The sequence below is a fragment of the Paraprevotella sp. genome (assembly GCF_986071375.1).
Window position 1 is genome coordinate 24,011 of sequence record NZ_CFQRNQ010000009.1, and the last position, 19,581, is coordinate 43,591.

The following is a 19,581-nucleotide window of genomic DNA, read 5'->3' on the forward strand; positions in this document are numbered from 1 at the left end:
AGTAGTATATGAATCTTTTTAAGAAGTTATTATATGCATTTGTATTCCTTTTTGGAGGGATACAAATGCATTTGTTTGCACAAAGCCCGAATAACGTGGTGGATGAAGTTATTTGGGTGGTGGGCGACGAGGCAATCTTGCGTTCTGATGTGGAAGCAGCCCGTATGGATTTCGGGGCGAACATCTCCGGTAATCCTTATTGTGTCATTCCCGAACAGTTGGCCATACAGAAGTTATTTTTGCATCAGGCACAGTTAGACAGTGTGGAAGTCGATAATTCCCAGATTTCCGCCAGCATGGAGGCACGTTTGAATGAATTGATCATGCGTGCCGGTTCTAAAGAGAAGTTGGAAGAATATTATCATAAGACGATGACGCAGATTCGTGAGATGATGTTCGAATCTCTTAAAGAACAATACACGGTACAAAAAGTACGGGAGAACTTGACTTCGGACATCAAGGTGACACCAGCCGAAGTGCGGCGTTATTTTAAGGATATGCCGGAAGATAGTTTGCCGTGGATTTCCGATCAGGTGGAAGTGCAGATTATAACGCAACAGCCACGTATTCCTCAGGAGGAAATCGAACGGGTAAAGGCGGAATTGCGTGATTATACAGACCGCGTCAATAATGGAGAGTCCTCATTTTCCACTTTAGCCATCCTGTATTCGGAGGATCCGGGTTCAGCCCGCTATGGAGGAGAAATGGATTATGTGGGGCGTGGAGAACTGGATCCGGCTTTTGCCAATGTCGCTTTCAGTTTGACCGATCCTAAGAAGATATCGAAAGTCGTGGAATCCGAGTACGGGTTCCATATCATTCAGTTGGTAGACAAGCGTGGAGATAAGGTAAAAGTACGTCATATACTACGTAAGCCCAAGTTGGCCCAAGCAGATATTGATACGACGATGGTGCGTATGGATTCAATAGCCGAGGATGTCCGTAAGGAGAAATATTCCTTTGAGGAGGCTGCTACTTTCTTGTCTGATGATAAGGACAGCCGTAACAACCGGGGATTGATGACGAATGTGAAGTTCGACCAGTCGGTGGGTGACCAAATCCGTACTTCCCGTTTCCAGTTACAGGAATTGCCGGCCGAAGTGGCCAAAGTGGTTTCCACGATGAAGACCGGAGAGATTTCCAATCCTTTCTTGATGGTTAACTCTAAGGGCAAGGAAGTGTGTGCCGTGGTAAAATTGAAAACGCATATTAAAGCACACCGGGCTTCTATGTCGGAGGATTTTCAAGTGCTGAAGGACGTGGTCATGGCCAAGTTGCAGGAACAGAAAATCAATCAATGGATAAAAGATAAACAGAAATCCACTTACATACGTATTAACGAAGGTTGGGGGGATTGTGATTTTGAATATCCCGGATGGATAAAATGAAAGATAAAAAACAGAATAAAAGAATAAACGGCGGGCATAGATTACTTTTCTTTTGTATTCTATGCCTGTTTGGGCTTTATGTTGCGGTGTCTTATGCCGGAGAACAGACGCAGCGGGAGCAGTCGAAGACAAAGGTTATTTTGTTGCATACGGATAACCTTACGTATGACCAGTACCGGCATCCCGGTGCACAAATATTGACGGGGAATGTACAGTTCCAACACGACGGGGTGCTGATGTATTGCGACAGTGCTTGTTTTTATGAGGCCACGAACTCATTCGATGCTTTCGGGCATGTGAAGATGGTACAGGGGGATACATTGGATTTGGTGGGCGACATGTTGCTGTATAACGGTTTGGACCAGTTGGCCCGTGTCCGCCACAATGTGGTACTGACACATCGTGAATCCAAACTCTATACGGACAGTCTCGATTACGACCGCCTGTATGAACTGGGATATTTTTTCGAAGGAGGAAGGTTGGTAGACAAGGACAATGTGCTGACTTCCGATTGGGGGCAATATAGTCCGCCTACGCGCCAGGCCGTGTTTAATTATAATGTGAAGTTGGAGAACCCGAAGTTTACGTTGATTTCCGATACGTTGAACTATAATACCCAGACGAGTATGGCAGAGATTGTCGGTCCTTCCAATATCGACAGCGGCGACAATCATATTTATTCCGAGTCGGGCTTTTACAATACTCAGACAGAGGAAGCCATCCTGCTCGACCGTTCCATTGTGACCAACAAGGGACGCAAGATGGTGGGCGACAGTTTGTATTATGACAGCAAGTCCGGTGTGGGAGAAGGTTTCCGTAATGTGGTCTACACCGACGAGGTTAATAAGAACATGCTGACAGGAAATTATTGTTACTATAACGACAGTACCGGTTATTCCATGGCGACGGATAGTGCGGTAGCTATAGATTATTCGCAACGTGATACGATGTACATGCATGCCGATACGTTCAAGGTGTACACTTTCTACATGGATACCGATAGCATGTACCGCGAAGTCCGGGGCTACCACAAGGTGCGTTCTTACCGTATGGATGTCCAGTCTGTTTGCGACTCTTTGGTGTTCGATTCGCGTGATACCTGTATCACGATGTATCGCGATCCGATCGTATGGAACGGAGGGCAGCAAGTATTGGGAGAGGTGATTAAAGTTTATTTGAATGATTCCACCATAGACCGGATTCATGTCATAGACCAGACTCTTTCCGTGGAGCGGATCGACTCGGTGCATTACAATCAAGTGGCGGGGAAAGAGATGATCTCCTATTTCCGTGACGGGGAGATGTATGAGACGTGGGTGAACGGCAACGTTTATGTCGACTATTATATGTTTGACGACGACAGCTTGATGATAGGATTGAACTATACGGAAACAACGGAACTTAAACTGTTCATGAAGGATCGGAAAATGGAGAAAATATGGATGCCGGCCTCCACGGGGGTAATCTATCCGATAGTCATGATACCGCCCAACCGGCTCTATTTGTCCAATTTTGCCTGGTTTGACTATATCCGTCCGTTGAACAAAGACGATATATTCGTATGGCGTCCCAAGAAGTCCGGAACGGAACTTAAGGCGTCTTACAAGCACAAGGCACCTTTACAATCTTTGGATCAAATCAAAAAGAAATAGTTATGGCACTCTTTAAGACACGTGAACCCCGAAAGTTCCATCATCCTTATATATATATAAATGAACGAAAAGAAAAACTGAAGGCCATAGAAGAGCGTGCCAAACGGGAGTTGGGCATGCTGCCGCCGAAGGAGTTCAATCCTGAAGATATCCGTGGAACTTTCGTGAAAGGGACAAAGCACCTGCGGCGCAGGAAAGAAAGCGGGCGTAAGCCTATGAAATGGGGAGTAGCATTGATTGTCATCGGTGCGTTGCTTTTCGTTTGGCATTATTTATTGACTGGAAGTTTCCGGTTTTAAGCATATTCTGAAAGATGAGCGATATTATACATCTGTTGCCGGATTCGGTGGCAAACCAGATTGCCGCCGGTGAAGTGATACAACGACCGGCCTCTGTGATAAAAGAATTGGTGGAGAATGCCGTAGACGCTTCGGCTACACGGATTGACGTGGTGGTGGAAGATGCGGGCAAGACTTCTATTCAAGTAGTGGACAACGGGAAGGGGATGTCTGAAACCGATGCACGTCTTTCGTTCGAACGCCATGCCACGTCCAAAATACGTAAAGCCGACGATTTGTTTGCTTTGCGCACGATGGGCTTCCGGGGAGAGGCTTTGGCTTCTATTGCAGCCGTGGCCCAAGTGGAATTGAGGACCCGTCAAGCCGGAAGCGAACTGGGAACGTGCGTGAATATCGAAGGCTCCCAACTGGTAGGGCAGGAGCCGGTTTCCTGTGCGCCGGGAAGTAATTTCCTGATACGCAATCTTTTTTTTAACGTACCGGCACGCCGCAAATTCTTGAAGTCCAATCAGACTGAGTTGAGCAACATATTGCAAGAATTTGAGCGCGTGGCTTTGGTGCATGAAGACATAGCTTTCTCTTTGACACAAAACGGCAGTGTCGTGCTCAGTTTGCCGAAATCCACATTGCGCCAACGTATCATCAATATTTTCGGCAAGAAACTCAACGAGCAGCTTCTGGCCGTCGATGTGGAGACTTCTTTGGTCCGTTTGTCCGGTTTCGTGGGTAAACCGGATTCAGCCCGTAAGAAAGGAACCCATCAATACTTCTTCGTGAACGGACGTTACATGCGTCACCCTTATTTCCACAAAGCGGTGATGGAGGCTTTCGAACAGTTGATACCCGTCGGTGAGCAGGTGTCTTATTTTCTCTATTTCGAAGTAGATCCGGCCAATATCGACGTGAACATCCATCCTACGAAAACGGAAATCAAGTTTGAAAACGAACTGGCCATCTGGCAGATTATAGTGGCGGCGGTGAAGGAGTCGTTAGGGCGTTTCAATGCCGTGCCTACGATTGATTTTGATACGGAAGGCGCTCCGGACATTCCTGTCTTTGGCAATGCTTTCTCTCCGGCAACCGTCGAAGCTCCGGTATTGGAGGTGAATCCCGATTTTAATCCTTTTAAGTCCGGCTCTTCTTCCGGTTATAAATCGCAGCGGATGGATTGGGAACCTTTGTATGAGGGTGTGGAGCAAAGTGTGTCTTCCGTAGTGACGAACGATTTCGGAGGAGGAGATTTCTCATCCTCCCTTCCCGATGACCTGACTTTGTATGCGGATGCAAAGGACACTTTTGAAAAATCAACCCAACATTATCAGTATAAAGGCAAATATATCATGACGGCGGTAAAGTCCGGACTGATGATTATCGACCAGCATCGTGCACATATCCGTGTGCTTTACGACCGTTACCGTAAACAAATGGAGGGTAGCAACGGACAATCTCAGGGGCTGCTTTTTCCTGAAATGTTACAGTTGCCCCCGTCAGAGGGCATTGTGTTAGAGCACCTGACGGATGATTTGCATGCCTTGGGATTTGATTTGTCCGTGTTGGGCGGCGGAAGTTTCTCCATTAACGCCATCCCCTCAGGGACAGAGGGGTTGAATCCGGTGGAGGTGGTGCGCGGCATTGTGTATTCTTCCATCGAAAAGGGATGTAATGTAGAGGAAGATGTGCGCCATTATATTGCTTTGTCGTTGGCCCGTAGCGCGGCCATTGTGCAAGGGCAGGTGTTGTCCAATGAAGAGATGGAGGCTTTGGTAGACGACTTGTTCGTCTGTCGTAACCCCAACCAGACCCCTGACGGCAAGGTCGTTGTTGCCATATTGGAGCAGGATGATTTAGACCAACTTTTTGGGTGAGCCTTGTTGGTTTCTTCATGGTGCACTCGGCGGCTTTTCATAAAATAGGCGGCATCTTGGCAAATATTCCAAGTAAGCTTGGCGTTTTGCACTTGATTTGCACTATCTTTGCAGAACTAATTATACAGACAGAAAATGAAGCAGGAAAAAATTGTATTGACGGGAGACCGTCCTACCGGAAAATTGCATATCGGCCATTATGTAGGTTCTTTACGAAGAAGAGTAGAGTTGCAAAACTCCGGTCAGTTCGATAAAATATTCATCTTTGAAGCAGATGCCCAGGCCTTGACGGACAATATAGATAATCCGGAAAAAGTACGGCAGAACGTGATAGAAGTGGCGCTCGATTACTTGGCCTGCGGCATCGATCCGGCCAAGTCTACCATCTTCATCCAGTCTCAGATACCGGAGTTGTGCGAGTTGTCTTTCTATTTCATGGACTTGGTGTCCGTGTCGCGCCTGCAACGTAATCCTACGGTGAAGACAGAAATACAAATGCGTAACTTCGAGGCGAGCATTCCTGTGGGGTTCTTCACTTATCCCATCAGCCAGGCTGCTGACATTACGGCTTTCAAGGCAACGACCGTGCCGGTGGGAGAGGATCAGGAGCCGATGTTGGAACAGGCGCGTGAGATTGTCCGTCGTTTCAACTATATCTACGGGGATACGCTTGTGGAACCCAATATCCTGTTGCCCGAAAATGCCGCTTGCCTGCGCTTGCCGGGTACCGACGGCAAGGCAAAAATGAGCAAGTCTCTCGGTAACTGTATTTATTTGTCGGATTCGGCAGACGAGGTGGAGAAGAAGATACGCACCATGTACACGGATCCCAACCACTTGAAGGTGTCCGATCCAGGACAAGTGGAGGGCAATACGGTGTTTACTTATTTGGATGCTTTTTCCCGTCCGGAGCATTTCGGCCGTTATTTGCCGGATTATGCCGATTTGGAGGAACTGAAAGCCCATTACCGCCGTGGAGGTTTGGGCGACGTGAAGGTGAAAAAATTCCTTGCAGCCGTGATGCAGGAGGAATTGGAGCCTATCCGTCAGCGTCGCAAGGAGTTCGAGCAAGACATTCCGGCCGTATATGAGATGCTGAAGAACGGATGTGAGGCGGCTCGCGCCGTAGCGGCCGACACATTGTCGGAGGTGCGTAAGGCCATGAAGATAAATTATTTCGACGATGAGGCCTTGATTGCCGAGCAGGCAGCTCGTTTTAGTGTAAAATGATATAGGTCGGGGGAAAATGAATACCGTCCGTCGCAGGAGCTAAATCCTGCGACGGATTTTTATTTAAAAAAAGTGCGCCAAAAATTTGCAGGAAAGAAAAAAAGCCGTACCTTTGCATCGCTTTTGAAACGAAAGAGAGGGGCGCTTAGCTCAGTTGGTTCAGAGCATCTGCCTTACAAGCAGAGGGTCGGGGGTTCGAATCCCTCAGCGCCCACTACAGATTCTTCTTCTCTTTCGTGTCAGGGCAAGAGGGGCGCTTAGCTCAGTTGGTTCAGAGCATCTGCCTTACAAGCAGAGGGTCGGGGGTTCGAATCCCTCAGCGCCCACCACGGATAAAGAGACACCTTACGGGTGTCTTTTGTTGTTTTATGTCATTGTTATTTGTTTTTTAGATAAGTTTTCTCTATTTTATATGTGCAAACCGATAAAATAGACTATTTTTGCACCATAAATAATACGTATTACTTTTATGGAATTGGATTTGTTGACGGCCATCTCTCCGATAGACGGCCGTTATAGAGGTAAAACAGAGGCTTTGGCTTCCTATTTCTCTGAATACGCGCTTATTCGCTATCGTGTGCGTGTAGAGATAGAATACTTTATTACTTTGTGCGAATTGCCTTTGCCGCAGTTGGCTGCTTTCAATCATGACTTGTTTCCCCGTTTGCGTGACATATATCGGGATTTCACGGAAGCGGATGCCGGACGGGTGAAGGAAATAGAGAGCGTGACGAACCATGACGTGAAAGCTGTGGAGTATTTTATCAAGGAAGAGTTTGATAAAATCGGCGGTCTTGAGGCTTATAAGGAATTCATCCATTTCGGACTGACATCCCAGGACATCAACAATACATCGGTTCCTTTGTCCATCAAGGAAGCGTTGGAGGAATGTTACTATCCCCAAATGGAGGAACTGATAGCCCAACTCCGTGCGTATTCAGGGGAATGGAACGACGTGCCCATGTTGGCCAAGACACACGGACAGCCTGCTTCGCCTACCCGTTTGGGGAAAGAAGTGATGGTGTTTGTCTATCGTCTGGAACGCCAGTTGGAGATGCTCAAGGCGTGCCCCATTACGGCCAAGTTCGGTGGAGCGACGGGGAACTACAATGCCCATCATGTGGCCTATCCCCGTTATGATTGGAAGTCGTTCGGCAATAATTTTGTGGCAGGCAAGTTGGGGTTGGAGCGTGAGGAGTATACGACCCAGATTTCCAATTACGACAATTTGGGGGCGGTTTTCGACGCCATGAAGCGCATCAATACGATTTTGATTGACTTGGACCGTGATTTTTGGCAGTACGTGTCTATGGAGTACTTCAAACAGAAGATTAAAACCGGCGAGGTCGGTTCCAGTGCCATGCCCCATAAGGTGAACCCGATCGATTTCGAGAATAGCGAAGGTAATTTGGGCATAGCCAATGCCATATTGGCACATTTGAGCATGAAGTTACCGGTGTCGCGTTTACAGCGTGACTTGACGGACTCCACAGTCTTGCGCAATGTCGGTGTACCTATGGGGCACATGGTAATAGCCATCCAGAGCACGCTGAAAGGTTTACGCAAGTTGTTGCTCAACCGTGAGGCCATCAATGCCGATTTGGACAACTGTTGGGCGGTCGTGGCCGAAGCTATCCAGACGATTTTGCGCCGGGAGGCATATCCTCATCCTTATGAGGCTTTGAAGGCCTTGACGCGTACGAACCAGGCAATAACGGAAGAATCCATTAAGAATTTCATAGAGGGGCTGGCTGTCAGTGAAGAGGTGAAGCAAGAGCTTCGTGCCATTACGCCCCATTCTTACACGGGTATTTAAAAATGTTGACCGGAGATGCGAATGGCCCGCGAGGGCGAACGCAGTCTCCTTGTTTTAATTATTATATAGAAAGGAAAAAAGTATGGAAGACGAAAAATGGCAGGATAATTTTGCTTCTGAAAGGACAGATCGTAGCCGTGAGGGCTATAAGCCATTCGACAGTGAGAACAACAATCAAGGTACGAACCGCACAGTGCGCGAAGGTCGTGTGATGCGGCCGCGGATTCAGCGGGCCGAGCGTGCTTATACGGCCAATGGGGTCGACGGTGCACAGGAGGGACGGCCTTTCCGCCCGTCTTACAACCGTGAAGAGCGTGGCTTTGGTGGCGAACAGCGTAGTTACGGTGGTGCCCAGCGTCCTTATCGCAGCTATCAGCCCCGTCAGGACTATAATCGGGAGGGGGGATATGCCAACCGAGAAGGAGGCTATAACCGCGATGGCGGTTTCCGTCCGAATAATGGAGGGTATCGTCGTGAAGGCGGGTATGCCAACCGAGAAGGGGGATATAACCGTGAGGGTGGCTTCCGTCCGAACAACGGTGGATACCGTCGCGAAGGCGGTTACGGTAACCGTGAAGGAGGCTACAACCGCGACAATAATGGTGGCGGTTTCCGTCGTCCGCAAGGCGGCTATGGGAACAATCGTTTCGGTGGAGGCAGGCCGCAGCAGCGCCGTACCGGCAATTATGACCCCAATGCCAAATATAGCTTGAAGAAACAGATTGAGTATAAAGAACTCAATGTGGATCCGGATGCTCCGATTCGTTTGAACAAGTTCTTGGCCAATGCCGGAGTTTGTTCCCGTCGTGAAGCGGACGAATTCATCACGGCAGGCGTGGTGAGCGTCAACGGGACGGTGGTCACGGAGTTGGGTACGAAAGTTAAGCGTTCGGACGAGGTGAAGTTCCACGAACAGCCGGTGAGCATCGAGCGCAAGGTGTATGTCCTGCTGAACAAGCCGAAAGATTACGTGACTACCAGCGACGATCCGCAAAACCGCAAGACCGTGATGGATTTGGTCAAGAATGTTTGCCGTGAACGTATTTATCCGGTGGGGCGCCTTGACCGCAACACTACGGGCGTGCTGTTGTTTACCAATGACGGAGAACTGGCTTCCAAGCTGACGCATCCCAAATTCCTGAAAAAGAAAATCTACCATGTGACGACTGACAAGAACGTAACAGCAGCCGACATGCGGCAGATTGCCGAGGGCATCACGTTGGAAGACGGTGAGATTAAGGCTGATGCCATCGAGTATGCCAGTCCTACCGATAAAAAACAGATAGGCATCGAAATCCATTCCGGTAAAAACCGTATTGTGCGCCGCATATTCGAAGCTTTAGGTTACCGTGTGGTGAAGCTCGACCGCGTGCTGTTTGCCGGACTGACGAAGAAGAACGTCCGCCGGGGCGACTGGAGATTCCTGACAGAACAGGAAGTCAACATGTTGCGTATGGGAGCGTTCGAATGATAGGATATCATAAAGAGGAAAAAAATGGAAACTATTCGTAGAATAAAGATTATAGATGTACTGAAGCGTGAAGACTACGGTTCGGAGGTCAATGTAAAAGGTTGGGTGCGTACGCGGCGAGGCAGCAAGTCTGTCCATTTCATTGCTTTGAATGATGGGTCTACGATTAATAATGTACAGATAGTGGCCGATGCGGATAAGTTTGATGATGAACTGATTAAACTCATCACGACCGGTGCGTGCCTGAGTGTGACAGGTGAATTGGTGCAAAGTGTAGGTTCGGGACAAGCCGTGGAGATCCGAGCCCGTGAAATAGAGGTGTTGGGTACGTGCGGTTCGGATTATCCGATGCAGAAGAAAGGGCAGAGCATGGAGTATATGCGTACACATGCCCACATGCGTTTGCGTACCAACACGTTCGGTGCGGTGTTCCGTATCCGCCATAACATGGCGATGGCCGTCCATCGTTACTTCCATGAGCACGGCTTTTTCTATTTCCATACACCGATTATTACGGCCAGCGACTGCGAAGGAGCCGGACAGATGTTCCAGGTGACTACGAAGAACCTCTATGACTTGAAGAAAGACGACGAGGGGAAGATAGACTATTCCGACGATTTCTTCGGCAAGACGACTTCGCTGACCGTATCCGGGCAGTTGGAAGGTGAGTTGGGTGCCACGGCCTTGGGAGCCATTTACACTTTCGGGCCTACGTTCCGTGCAGAGAATTCCAACACGCCGCGCCATTTGGCCGAGTTCTGGATGATTGAGCCCGAAGTGGCTTTCAACGACATCCACGACAATATGGATTTGGCAGAGGACTTCATCAAGTACTGTGTGCGTTGGGCTTTGGAGCATTGCCAGGACGATTTGGCTTTCCTGAACAAGATGATTGACAAGACGTTGCTCGAACGCCTGAACTTCGTGGTAGAGAACGACTTTGTGCGCTTGCCCTACACGAAAGGTATCGAGATTCTGGAGGAGGCCGTGAAGAACGGCCGCAAGTTCGAGTTCCCGATATATTGGGGAGCCGATTTGGCTAGCGAGCATGAGCGTTACTTGGTGGAAGAGTATTTCAAGCGTCCTGTCATTCTGACGGATTATCCGAAGGAAATCAAGGCTTTCTACATGAAGATGAACGACGACGGGAAGACGGTGCGTGCCATGGACGTGTTGTTCCCTCAAATTGGCGAGATTATCGGAGGTTCCGAGCGTGAAGAGAACTATGACAAGCTGATGGCCCGTATCGAGGAGCTGAATATCCCGATGAAGGACATGTGGTGGTATCTCGACACCCGCCGTTTCGGCACATGTCCGCATAGCGGTTTCGGTTTGGGTTTCGAGCGTTTGATTTTGTTCGTCACCGGAATGCAGAACATCCGCGATGTCATTCCATTCCCCCGTACCCCGAAGAACGCAGAGTTCTAAGCCTGTTGTTCTCCCGCGTGGGAAACATATATAAGAGAAGGATGCCCGCTAACGGGCATCCTTTTTTCGTCACTCATTTTGTCATGAAACGTAAATCTTGCAAATATCTGAATTACAACTTTTTATAAATCTCCGCAGATTGGTGTTTTTTTCTCCTGAAAGTGAAAAATCAATCGGCTGAGAATGAAAAATCAATCTCAGGAGATTGATTTTAGGATGTGCTGTGTCTTGTTTTCTGTAAGTTGGAACTATGGACTTTTTAGGGGGGGGAGGAGATATATCTTTTGTGGTAAGTCCGTTTTTGGAGGCGTGGGGGATAACTGTAAGCATGCCTTATGTTAAATTGTCGACGATGGGATTTGAAAAATAAGCGTTGGGTTGTGGAACGCATGAGAAAGCCTTATCTTTGCCCATAGTATAAAGGAACATAAAAGAATGAGTATACATGATTTAGAACCCCGATATACTATAAGGGAAGCTACAATAAAAGATTGTGATTTAATTAATAGCTTGGCTTGGGAAGCTTTTCCTGCTACTTACCAGGCCATACTGACACCGGAGCAAATCGAGTATATGATGCACTGGATGTACGACGAAGCCAACTTGCGTCGGCAAATGACGGAAGAAGGGCACGTGTACTTTATTATATATGTGGAGGACGAGCCGGCCGGTTATGTGTCCGTGAGGCCGGAGGATGCCGGAGTGTTCCATTTGGAGAAAATTTATGTTTTGCCTGATTTTCAGGGATGCCATTGTGGAAGTGCCTTGTTCCGCCATGCCGTGGCGTATGTAAGACGGATTTGTCCGGAGGCGCGGGCAATAGAGCTGAACGTGAACCGGCAAAATCCAGCGCTTGGTTTTTATCGCCGTATGGGCATGCGCATCGACCGTGAAGGCGATTTCGATATCGGTAACGGGTTCTATATGAATGATTATATCATGCGCCTTGAACTCTAAGAAAAGGTGAAAAAGTTTGTGGATTTTGTTGGACGTTTGATTGAAAAGTAGTAATTTTGCAAGCCGATTATTATCAAAAAGACGATAAAAGTCTTAGAACCTGCGTGTTAATAGCTCTTTCATTGGCCTGGAAGGGCGGTTAGGGAATCGCAGAAAAGGAAAATTAAAGTTTTTTTAGTAGTAACAATTTTATTTTTAAATTAAAGAATGGATACTTTAAGTTACAAGACCATTTCGGCCAATAAGGAGACCGCGAAGAAAGAATGGGTCGTTGTAGATGCAACAGACCAAGTGTTAGGTCGTCTCGGCTCTAAGGTGGCAAAATTATTGAGAGGTAAGTACAAACCGAATTTTACGCCTCACGTGGACTGCGGTGATAATGTAATTATCATCAATGCGGACAAGGTGAAGCTGACCGGTAAGAAATGGACGGATCGCGTATATCTCCGTTATACAGGTTATCCCGGTGGCCAGCGTGAAATGACTCCGGCCCGTTTGATGTCTCGTCCTAACGGTGCGGATAGGTTGGTGAGAAAAGTAGTAAAGGGAATGTTGCCTAAGAATCGTTTGGCGAACCAGTTGATAGGTAATTTGTATATCTATGCCGGCAGTGAGCACAAGCACGAGGCACAGCAACCTAAAGTTATTGATATAAACCTGTATAAATAATAAGTGATGGAAGTAGTTAATGCATTAGGCAGACGTAAGAGTGCCGTAGCTCGCATATATGTTAGCGAGGGTACAGGAAAGATTACTATTAACAAGAGAGACCTTGCAGAGTACTTTCCCTCTACAATTCTTCAATATGTGGTAAAGCAGCCTCTGTCTACCCTGGGCGTAGAAGAGAAATATGACATCAAGGTGAATGTATATGGCGGTGGCTTTACCGGCCAGTCTCAGGCGTTGCGTCTTGCTATCGCCCGCGCATTGGTGAAAATCAATGCTGACGATAAGAAGGCACTTCGTGCAGAAGGGTTCATGACACGTGATTCCCGCGTTGTTGAACGTAAGAAACCGGGTCGTCCTAAAGCACGTCGTAGATTCCAGTTCAGTAAACGTTAATATCGGCCGTTTATCGAGCTGCATAAACGTTTAGTATCTAAATCCGCGGGATTCCGTAGTGACTACCTGTGGGTTGGTTGAGAAAACAAAAAAGAAAGTAAACGATTAAAAAAGAAAAAACAATGTCAAGAACTAATTTTGATACCTTATTGGAAGCCGGTTGCCACTTCGGCCACTTGAAAAGAAAATGGAATCCGGCAATGGCTCCTTATATCTTTATGGAACGTAATGGTATCCATATCATCGACCTCCATAAGACTGTGGCTAAAATCGACGATGCCGCAGAGGCTTTGAAACAGATTGCAAAATCGGGAAAGAAGATTTTGTTCGTTGCTACTAAAAAACAAGCTAAGCAGGTCGTAGCTGAGAAAGCTGCGGCTGTGAACATGCCTTATGTGATCGAACGTTGGCCGGGCGGTATGTTGACCAACTTCCCGACCATCCGCAAGGCTGTGAAGAAGATGGCCAATATTGATAAGTTGACGGCTGACGGGACTTATTCCAATTTGTCAAAGCGCGAGATTCTTCAGATTTCCCGCCAACGTGCCAAATTGGAGAAGAACTTGGGTTCTATTGCCGATTTGACCCGTCTTCCGTCTGCACTTTTCGTGGTAGACGTGTTGAAAGAGCAGATTGCAGTCCGCGAAGCTAACCGTTTGGGTATCCCCGTGTTTGCTATCGTAGATACGAACTCAAATCCGGACAACATCGATTTCGTTATTCCGGCAAACGATGATGCAAACAAGAGTGTGGAGGTGATACTTGAGGCTTGTTGTGCGGCTATCGCTGAAGGCTTGGAAGAACGTAAGGCAGAAAAAGTGGATGCAGAGGCTGCTGGCGAGGCAGAAAACAAACCCCGTAAACGCACGGCTAAGGCTCGTGTAGAGAAGTCGGAAGAGGCTACGGAAGAAACTGTCGAGACGGCCGAGGCTGAAGCATAATAGATTTAATCACACGTAATACAAGATAAAGATTATGGCTGTTACAATGGCAGATATTACCAAGCTCCGCCAAATGTCGGGAGCGGGTATGATGGATTGCAAGAAAGCTTTGGAAGAGGCAGGCAATGACATCGAGAAAGCAATGGAAATCATTCGTAAAAAAGGTCAGGCCGTGGCTGCTAAGCGTTCAGACCGCGAGGCTGCAGAAGGTTGCGTGATAGTAAAGGCTGAGAATGGTTTCGGTGCGATTATCGCTTTGAAGTGTGAAACGGACTTTGTAGCCAAGAACGAAGACTTTGTGAAGTTGGCAAAGGACATTCTTGATTTGGCCGTAGCCAACAAATGCAAGACTCTGGACGAGGTGAAAGCTTTGCCGATGGGTAAGGCGACTGTGGCAGATGCTGTGGTTGACCGTAGCGGTATCACCGGAGAAAAGATGGAGTTGGACGGTTATATGGTGATTGAAGGTGAGGACATCGCTGTGTACAACCATCAGAACAAGAACCAACTTTGCACCATGGTTGCTTTGAACAAGAAAGTGGCCGAGGAATATGGTCACGCAGTAGCCATGCAGGTTGCAGCCATGAATCCCCGTTCGATTGACGAAAGCGACTATCCGGCAGACGTATTGGCTAAGGAAAAAGAAATCGCTGCTGACAAGGCACGTCAGGAGGGCAAGCCTGAGAATATGATTGAAAAGATTGCTACCGGACGTCTGAATAAGCTGTTCAAGGAAGAATGCTTGTTGAAACAGGCTTTCATCCAGAACGATAAGGTAAGCGTGGCAGACTATTTGAAGGGTGCCGACAAGGATTGTACGGTGACAGCTTTCAAGCGTTTTACCTTGCGTGCCGAATAATTTTTCATACGCGAATATATTTTGAGGAAGAGCAGGACATCCCGACGGATTGTCCTGCTCTTTTTTTGTTAAAATAGCGTTATTAGCTTTAAGGCGTGCGGCTGTAGAGAATAAATCTGTATTTTTGCAGTATAATTTAAAAGGAGATAGGGTCATGAAGATACTGGCAGTAGGCATGAACTATGCCAAGCACAATAAAGAGCTTGACGGAACGTTATATAAACCGGAAGAACCTGTAATTTTCGCAAAGCCGGATTCGGCTTTGTTGAAGGATGGGAAACCTTTCTTTATCCCGGATTTCACGAAACAGTGTGATTACGAAACTGAATTAGTGATCCGTATTTGCCGGTTAGGCAAGAACATCGCTCCGCGTTTTGCTTATCGTTATTATGATGCAGTGACGGTGGGGATTGATTTTACGGCACGGGATTTGCAGAGGAAGTTCAGAAAGGAGGGGCTGCCGTGGGAACTTTGCAAGGGGTTCGACAGTTCTGCGGTCGTCGGGGATTTTGTGTCCAAGGAAGAACTCCCGGATATCCAGCAGATACCTTTCCATTTGGATATTGACGGGCATACGGTGCAGGAAGGATATTCGGGCGACATGCTCTTCGCGGTAGATGAACTTATCGCATACGTCAGCCGCTTCTATACGCTGAAGATAGGTGATTTGCTGTTTACCGGCACGCCTTCGGGGGTAGGGCCTGTAGCTGTGGGCCAACATTTACAGGGGTATATCCAGGAACGAAAAGTTTTGGATTTTAATGTGAGGTGAAAGAATGAGATTAAAGACAGCCATATTCTTGCTTCTGACGTGCATGTCACGTTTGTGGGCACAGGAGTTTACTTATGTAGATTGGAATATATTGCGTCCAGATACACTGCCGGTCCAATATACGGAAGTGATTCCTTTGGACGAGGATTACCGTGGTTTCCGCTACGAAGTCCGTTTGGATTATCCTGAATATGTCCGTTTGACCGCAACGGAAGCGGAGCGTGTGGCTGTATGGGGAAAGGACTTGCCGGAGAATCCGGACGTTTATTGCCAAGTGGCGGTAAGCCGGAAGAAGGGTGTGTTGGATGTGGCTTTTGTCCCAATCGTACGGCGTGGAGGGAAATATTATAAGTTGGCGAGTTTCAAAATGAATATAGTTCGCAGTCCGAAAGCACATACGAGGGCTTTGTCGGTCGCGGAGGAAAAGACGGCAGCGGAAAGATATGCCGCTAATTCGGTGTTGTCGCAGGGGCGTTGGGTGAAGATCGGTATTACGGAAGATGGGGTGTACCGCCTGACTGCTGCTGATTTGAAGCGGATGGGATTTAATGATCCTTCCCGGGTGAAGTTGTATGGCTATGGGGGGCATGTGCAGGACGAAGTGATAGATGCCGATACGGATTTTGACGATTTGGAAGAAGTCCCTCTTTATCGTGATGAACGGGGACTTCTGTTTTTCGGCAAGGGGGTGATTTCGTGGTCGGCTACGGACCGTAGGGGGCGGGCGACCCACCGTGTGAATACTTTTGCAAAACAAGCTTGTTACTTTCTTACGGAGGGTGATTCGCCCAAAACTATAGGAGTTACATCCGTGTCCGGCTCTCCACAGAAAAATTTGGATTACACACCGGCAAATGTATTATATAAAAAAGAAGAATATGCATGGTACCAGTCGGGGCGTAACTTTTACGAGTCTGTCAGTTACGCCTCTTCCAATTCGCATACTTATCAGTTGCCGGTCGTGGATCCCGTTGCCTCTGCGGGTGGTTCTTTGAAAGTGAATTTTACGGCACATACCACTGGCGGAAGTTCTTCCGTGCAGCCGACGGTGGACGGCGTGCCATTGAATCCTATAACAATTACGGCGTCTGGAGAATACGATGCTGCCAAGGAGGGAACCCAGACTTATACATTGAATACCTTGCGTGAAGGAACGACGGGGACCCAAGTCACTTTGGTTTCTACGGCCGGGGTAGATGCCCGTTTGGGCTATCTCGAGTTGTGTTACCGCAGGCGACTCAAAATGCGGGATGCTTTTCTGTATATTCGTCATACAGAAACTTCCTCCAGTAATTTTGTGATAGATGCTAATGGGAGGAGCGGATTGAAGTTGTGGTGTTTGGGACGTAGGGGCAATCCTATGGTGGAGTTTCAAGGCACATGGTCCGGTTCCACCTATACGGTTCCTGTATCCGATCCGACCTTGGAATATGTGGCAGTGGATGTGAATGCGGATTTTCCATCACCGTCTTATATCGGTGAGGTGTCCAATCAAAATTTGCATGCTATGCCTGCTACCGACATGATTATCATCATTCCGGCTAGCGGCAAACTTTATGCGCAGGCGGAACGCTTGGCCGAGGCTCATCGGCGTCTGGATGGCTTGCGCGTACAAATTGTACGTGCCGACCAGATTTATAATGAATTCTCTTCCGGTACACCGGATGCTACGGCCTATCGCCGTTTTATGAAAATGCTGTATGATCGTGCGGCGACAGATGCCGATATGCCCCGCTACCTTTTGTTATTCGGCGACGGTGTATGGGACAACCGTATGGTAACAGCCGACACGCGTGGCCTTAATCCGGATGATTATCTGCTTTGTTACGAATCGGAGAATTCTCTCAGCCATACTTCCAGTTTCGTGATGGAAGACTATTTCGGGCTTTTGGATGATGGTGAAGGAGGTGATTTGATGATGGATAAGGTGGATTTGGGAATCGGCCGTTTCCCAGTTACAACGGAGGCAGAAGCCAAGATTTTGGTGGACAAGACCGTCGGTTATATGGAGAACAAGTATGCCGGCTCTTGGAGAAATGTGATTTGTGTGATGGGTGACGATGGAGATAACAATGACCATATAGTGAAGGCCGAACTTATTGCAAAGCAGGTGGAAGAAGAACATGCCGACATGCAGGTAAACCGTATTTATTGGGATGCTTATAAAAGGGAAGCCAGTGCTTCCGGATATTCTTACCCCGCTGTGACGGCGGACATTAAGCAACAGATGGAGGAGGGATGCCTGATGATGAATTATTCGGGTCATGGAAACCCGCGTGAGTTGTCGCATGAGTTGGTGCTGAAACTGGCTGATTTTTCTTCTTTTTCTTCACCTAATTTGCCGTTGTGGATTACGGCTGCCTGTGATGTGAATCCTTTTGATATGATGGAAGACAATATCGGAGAGCGGGCTGTGCTGAACCCGAAAGGGGCTGCCGTGGCTTTTTACGGAACCACCCGGACGGTGTATTCCACGCCCAACAGTTTGATGAATCGTTATTTCACAAAGTCTGTCTTGGGGAAAGATATGAATGGTCGGCGCAATACCGTAGGAGATGCCGTTCGTTTGGCTAAAGTAGAATTGCTTTCACCGCATTATTGCGAGGTTTGTGAAGGATATGTTAGTTGTATACATAATAATGATGGTACCGTTAACAAACTCCATTATGTCCTTTTGGGTGACCCGGCTTTGAAACTCGGCGTACCAGAATACAAACTCGTGATAGATAGTATTAACGGGACACAAATCGGGGATGATTTGCCTTTTGCCAATTTTGAAGCAGGAAGTATAGCCCGTGTTTCCGGGCACGTTACAGATATGTCAGGTACCCGGTTGCCTGATTACTCGGGTGTGCTTTCTGCAATGATATATGATAGTGAAAGTGTTATTACTTGTTTGAATAATGATGGGGAGGCGGATTCTGCCGTGGTTTATGTCACGCGTGACAAACGTTTGTATACTGGTAGCGATTCCATTAAGAAGGGGGAATTTACCATTACGTTTCCGATACCGATGGATATCAAGTATTCAGGAGAGGCCGGCCGGGTTTTGTTGTACGCGATTGACAATGAGAAGCGGCGTGAGGCTAACGGGTATACGGAAAATGTGACGGTGGGCGGTAGCAGTGATGAATTGTCCGGAGACAAGGAAGGGCCGAAGATTACGGCTTATCTGAACCGTGAGGATTTCATTTCAGGGGGAACGGTTAACGCTTCACCTTATTTCGTGGCATTGTTGGAAGACGAGAGTGGGATTAATGTGACCAATACGGCTGTGGGGCATGATTTGGAGCTTACGATAGACGGAGATCCTGCTATGACTTATATTTTGAATAATGATTACGTAAGTGATTTCGGTGATTACCGGAGGGGGCAACTGGCTTACGTCATACCTGCATTGCCGAATGGCAAGCATACCTTGACTTTCCGGGCATGGGATGTGATGAATAATTCCTCCACCGTGACTTTGGATTTTAATGTGGACAGCAGTCTTAGTCCTGATTTGATAAATTTGACTTGCACGAACAATCCTGCCCGTGAGCAGACTACGTTTATTATGCGTTACGACCGTCCGGGTGCGGAATGCGAGTTTACGCTCGAAGTGTTCGACTTTGCAGGACGTAAACTTTGGACGCATACGGAACAGGGCATGTCGGAAGACGGTATTTATCGGGTGGATTGGAATTTGACGACATCTACCGGCATGCCGCTTTCCACCGGGGTCTATCTGTATAGGGCTTATGTGTCCACGTCGGATAGCAAGGCTGTTTCCCGTGCGAATAAAATCATTATACTGGGCAATAAATAGAAAAGCCTCGCGTTATTTTATCATGTGAAAAAG

15 protein-coding genes and 2 tRNA genes are annotated in these 19,581 nt (G+C 47.7%); all 17 read left to right on the top strand.

Going from position 1 to position 19,581, the window contains the following annotated elements; translation table 11 throughout:
- Window positions 1–8 precede the first annotated feature (8 nt).
- Window positions 9–1,388 carry a peptidylprolyl isomerase gene (locus AC5RDV_RS06330; protein WP_008625785.1) on the top strand — a complete coding sequence of 460 codons (1,380 nt, stop codon included), beginning with the start codon at window positions 9–11 and terminating at the stop codon, window positions 1,386–1,388.
- Window positions 1,385–3,040 carry an OstA-like protein gene (locus AC5RDV_RS06335; protein WP_253271015.1) on the top strand — a complete coding sequence of 552 codons (1,656 nt, stop codon included), beginning with the start codon at window positions 1,385–1,387 and terminating at the stop codon, window positions 3,038–3,040. The genes AC5RDV_RS06330 and AC5RDV_RS06335 overlap by 4 nt, the downstream gene beginning before the upstream one ends.
- A gap of 2 nt (window positions 3,041–3,042) precedes the next feature.
- Window positions 3,043–3,339, top strand: coding sequence for an FtsB/FtsL family cell division protein (locus AC5RDV_RS06340; RefSeq protein WP_008625783.1), 297 nt, complete (start codon window positions 3,043–3,045; stop codon window positions 3,337–3,339).
- A gap of 14 nt (window positions 3,340–3,353) precedes the next feature.
- Window positions 3,354–5,204 (top strand): DNA mismatch repair endonuclease MutL, encoded by a 1,851-nt coding sequence (mutL, locus tag AC5RDV_RS06345; protein WP_130893418.1) that lies wholly within the window; start codon window positions 3,354–3,356, stop codon window positions 5,202–5,204.
- A gap of 135 nt (window positions 5,205–5,339) precedes the next feature.
- Complete coding sequence (gene trpS / locus AC5RDV_RS06350; RefSeq protein ID WP_130893417.1) at window positions 5,340–6,434, top strand: tryptophan--tRNA ligase; 1,095 nt, start codon at window positions 5,340–5,342, stop codon at window positions 6,432–6,434.
- A gap of 139 nt (window positions 6,435–6,573) precedes the next feature.
- Window positions 6,574–6,648 (top strand) — tRNA-Val (locus tag AC5RDV_RS06355).
- A 37-nt stretch (window positions 6,649–6,685) separates the two neighbouring features.
- Window positions 6,686–6,763 (top strand) — tRNA-Val (locus tag AC5RDV_RS06360).
- A 140-nt stretch (window positions 6,764–6,903) separates the two neighbouring features.
- A complete protein-coding gene (purB, locus tag AC5RDV_RS06365) occupies window positions 6,904–8,250 on the top strand; it encodes an adenylosuccinate lyase (RefSeq protein WP_282748386.1) in 1,347 nt (448 codons plus the stop codon).
- 82 nt (window positions 8,251–8,332) lie between these two features.
- Window positions 8,333–9,721 (top strand): pseudouridine synthase, encoded by a 1,389-nt coding sequence (locus AC5RDV_RS06370; protein ID WP_282748385.1) that lies wholly within the window; start codon window positions 8,333–8,335, stop codon window positions 9,719–9,721.
- A gap of 24 nt (window positions 9,722–9,745) precedes the next feature.
- On the top strand, window positions 9,746–11,149 hold the full coding sequence (gene asnS, locus AC5RDV_RS06375) for an asparagine--tRNA ligase (RefSeq protein ID WP_008625772.1): 1,404 nt from the start codon (window positions 9,746–9,748) through the stop codon (window positions 11,147–11,149).
- 435 nt (window positions 11,150–11,584) lie between these two features.
- Window positions 11,585–12,106 (top strand): GNAT family N-acetyltransferase, encoded by a 522-nt coding sequence (locus tag AC5RDV_RS06380; protein WP_008625768.1) that lies wholly within the window; start codon window positions 11,585–11,587, stop codon window positions 12,104–12,106.
- Between the two features lie 207 nt (window positions 12,107–12,313).
- On the top strand, window positions 12,314–12,775 hold the full coding sequence (gene rplM / locus AC5RDV_RS06385) for a 50S ribosomal protein L13 (RefSeq protein WP_008625767.1): 462 nt from the start codon (window positions 12,314–12,316) through the stop codon (window positions 12,773–12,775).
- 6 nt (window positions 12,776–12,781) lie between these two features.
- Window positions 12,782–13,168, top strand: a complete 387-nt coding sequence (rpsI, locus tag AC5RDV_RS06390; protein WP_008625766.1) for a 30S ribosomal protein S9 — start codon at window positions 12,782–12,784, stop codon at window positions 13,166–13,168.
- A gap of 122 nt (window positions 13,169–13,290) precedes the next feature.
- The gene (gene rpsB, locus AC5RDV_RS06395) at window positions 13,291–14,109 is read left to right on the top strand and encodes a 30S ribosomal protein S2 (RefSeq protein WP_008625765.1); all 819 of its coding nucleotides are present in this window, start codon (window positions 13,291–13,293) and stop codon (window positions 14,107–14,109) included.
- A gap of 34 nt (window positions 14,110–14,143) precedes the next feature.
- Window positions 14,144–14,968, top strand: coding sequence for a translation elongation factor Ts (gene tsf / locus AC5RDV_RS06400; RefSeq protein ID WP_008625764.1), 825 nt, complete (start codon window positions 14,144–14,146; stop codon window positions 14,966–14,968).
- A 154-nt stretch (window positions 14,969–15,122) separates the two neighbouring features.
- Window positions 15,123–15,740, top strand: coding sequence for a fumarylacetoacetate hydrolase family protein (locus AC5RDV_RS06405; protein ID WP_130893412.1), 618 nt, complete (start codon window positions 15,123–15,125; stop codon window positions 15,738–15,740).
- A gap of 4 nt (window positions 15,741–15,744) precedes the next feature.
- Window positions 15,745–19,548 carry a type IX secretion system sortase PorU gene (gene porU / locus AC5RDV_RS06410; RefSeq protein ID WP_130893411.1) on the top strand — a complete coding sequence of 1,268 codons (3,804 nt, stop codon included), beginning with the start codon at window positions 15,745–15,747 and terminating at the stop codon, window positions 19,546–19,548.
- The last annotated feature ends 33 nt before the right edge of the window (window positions 19,549–19,581 follow it).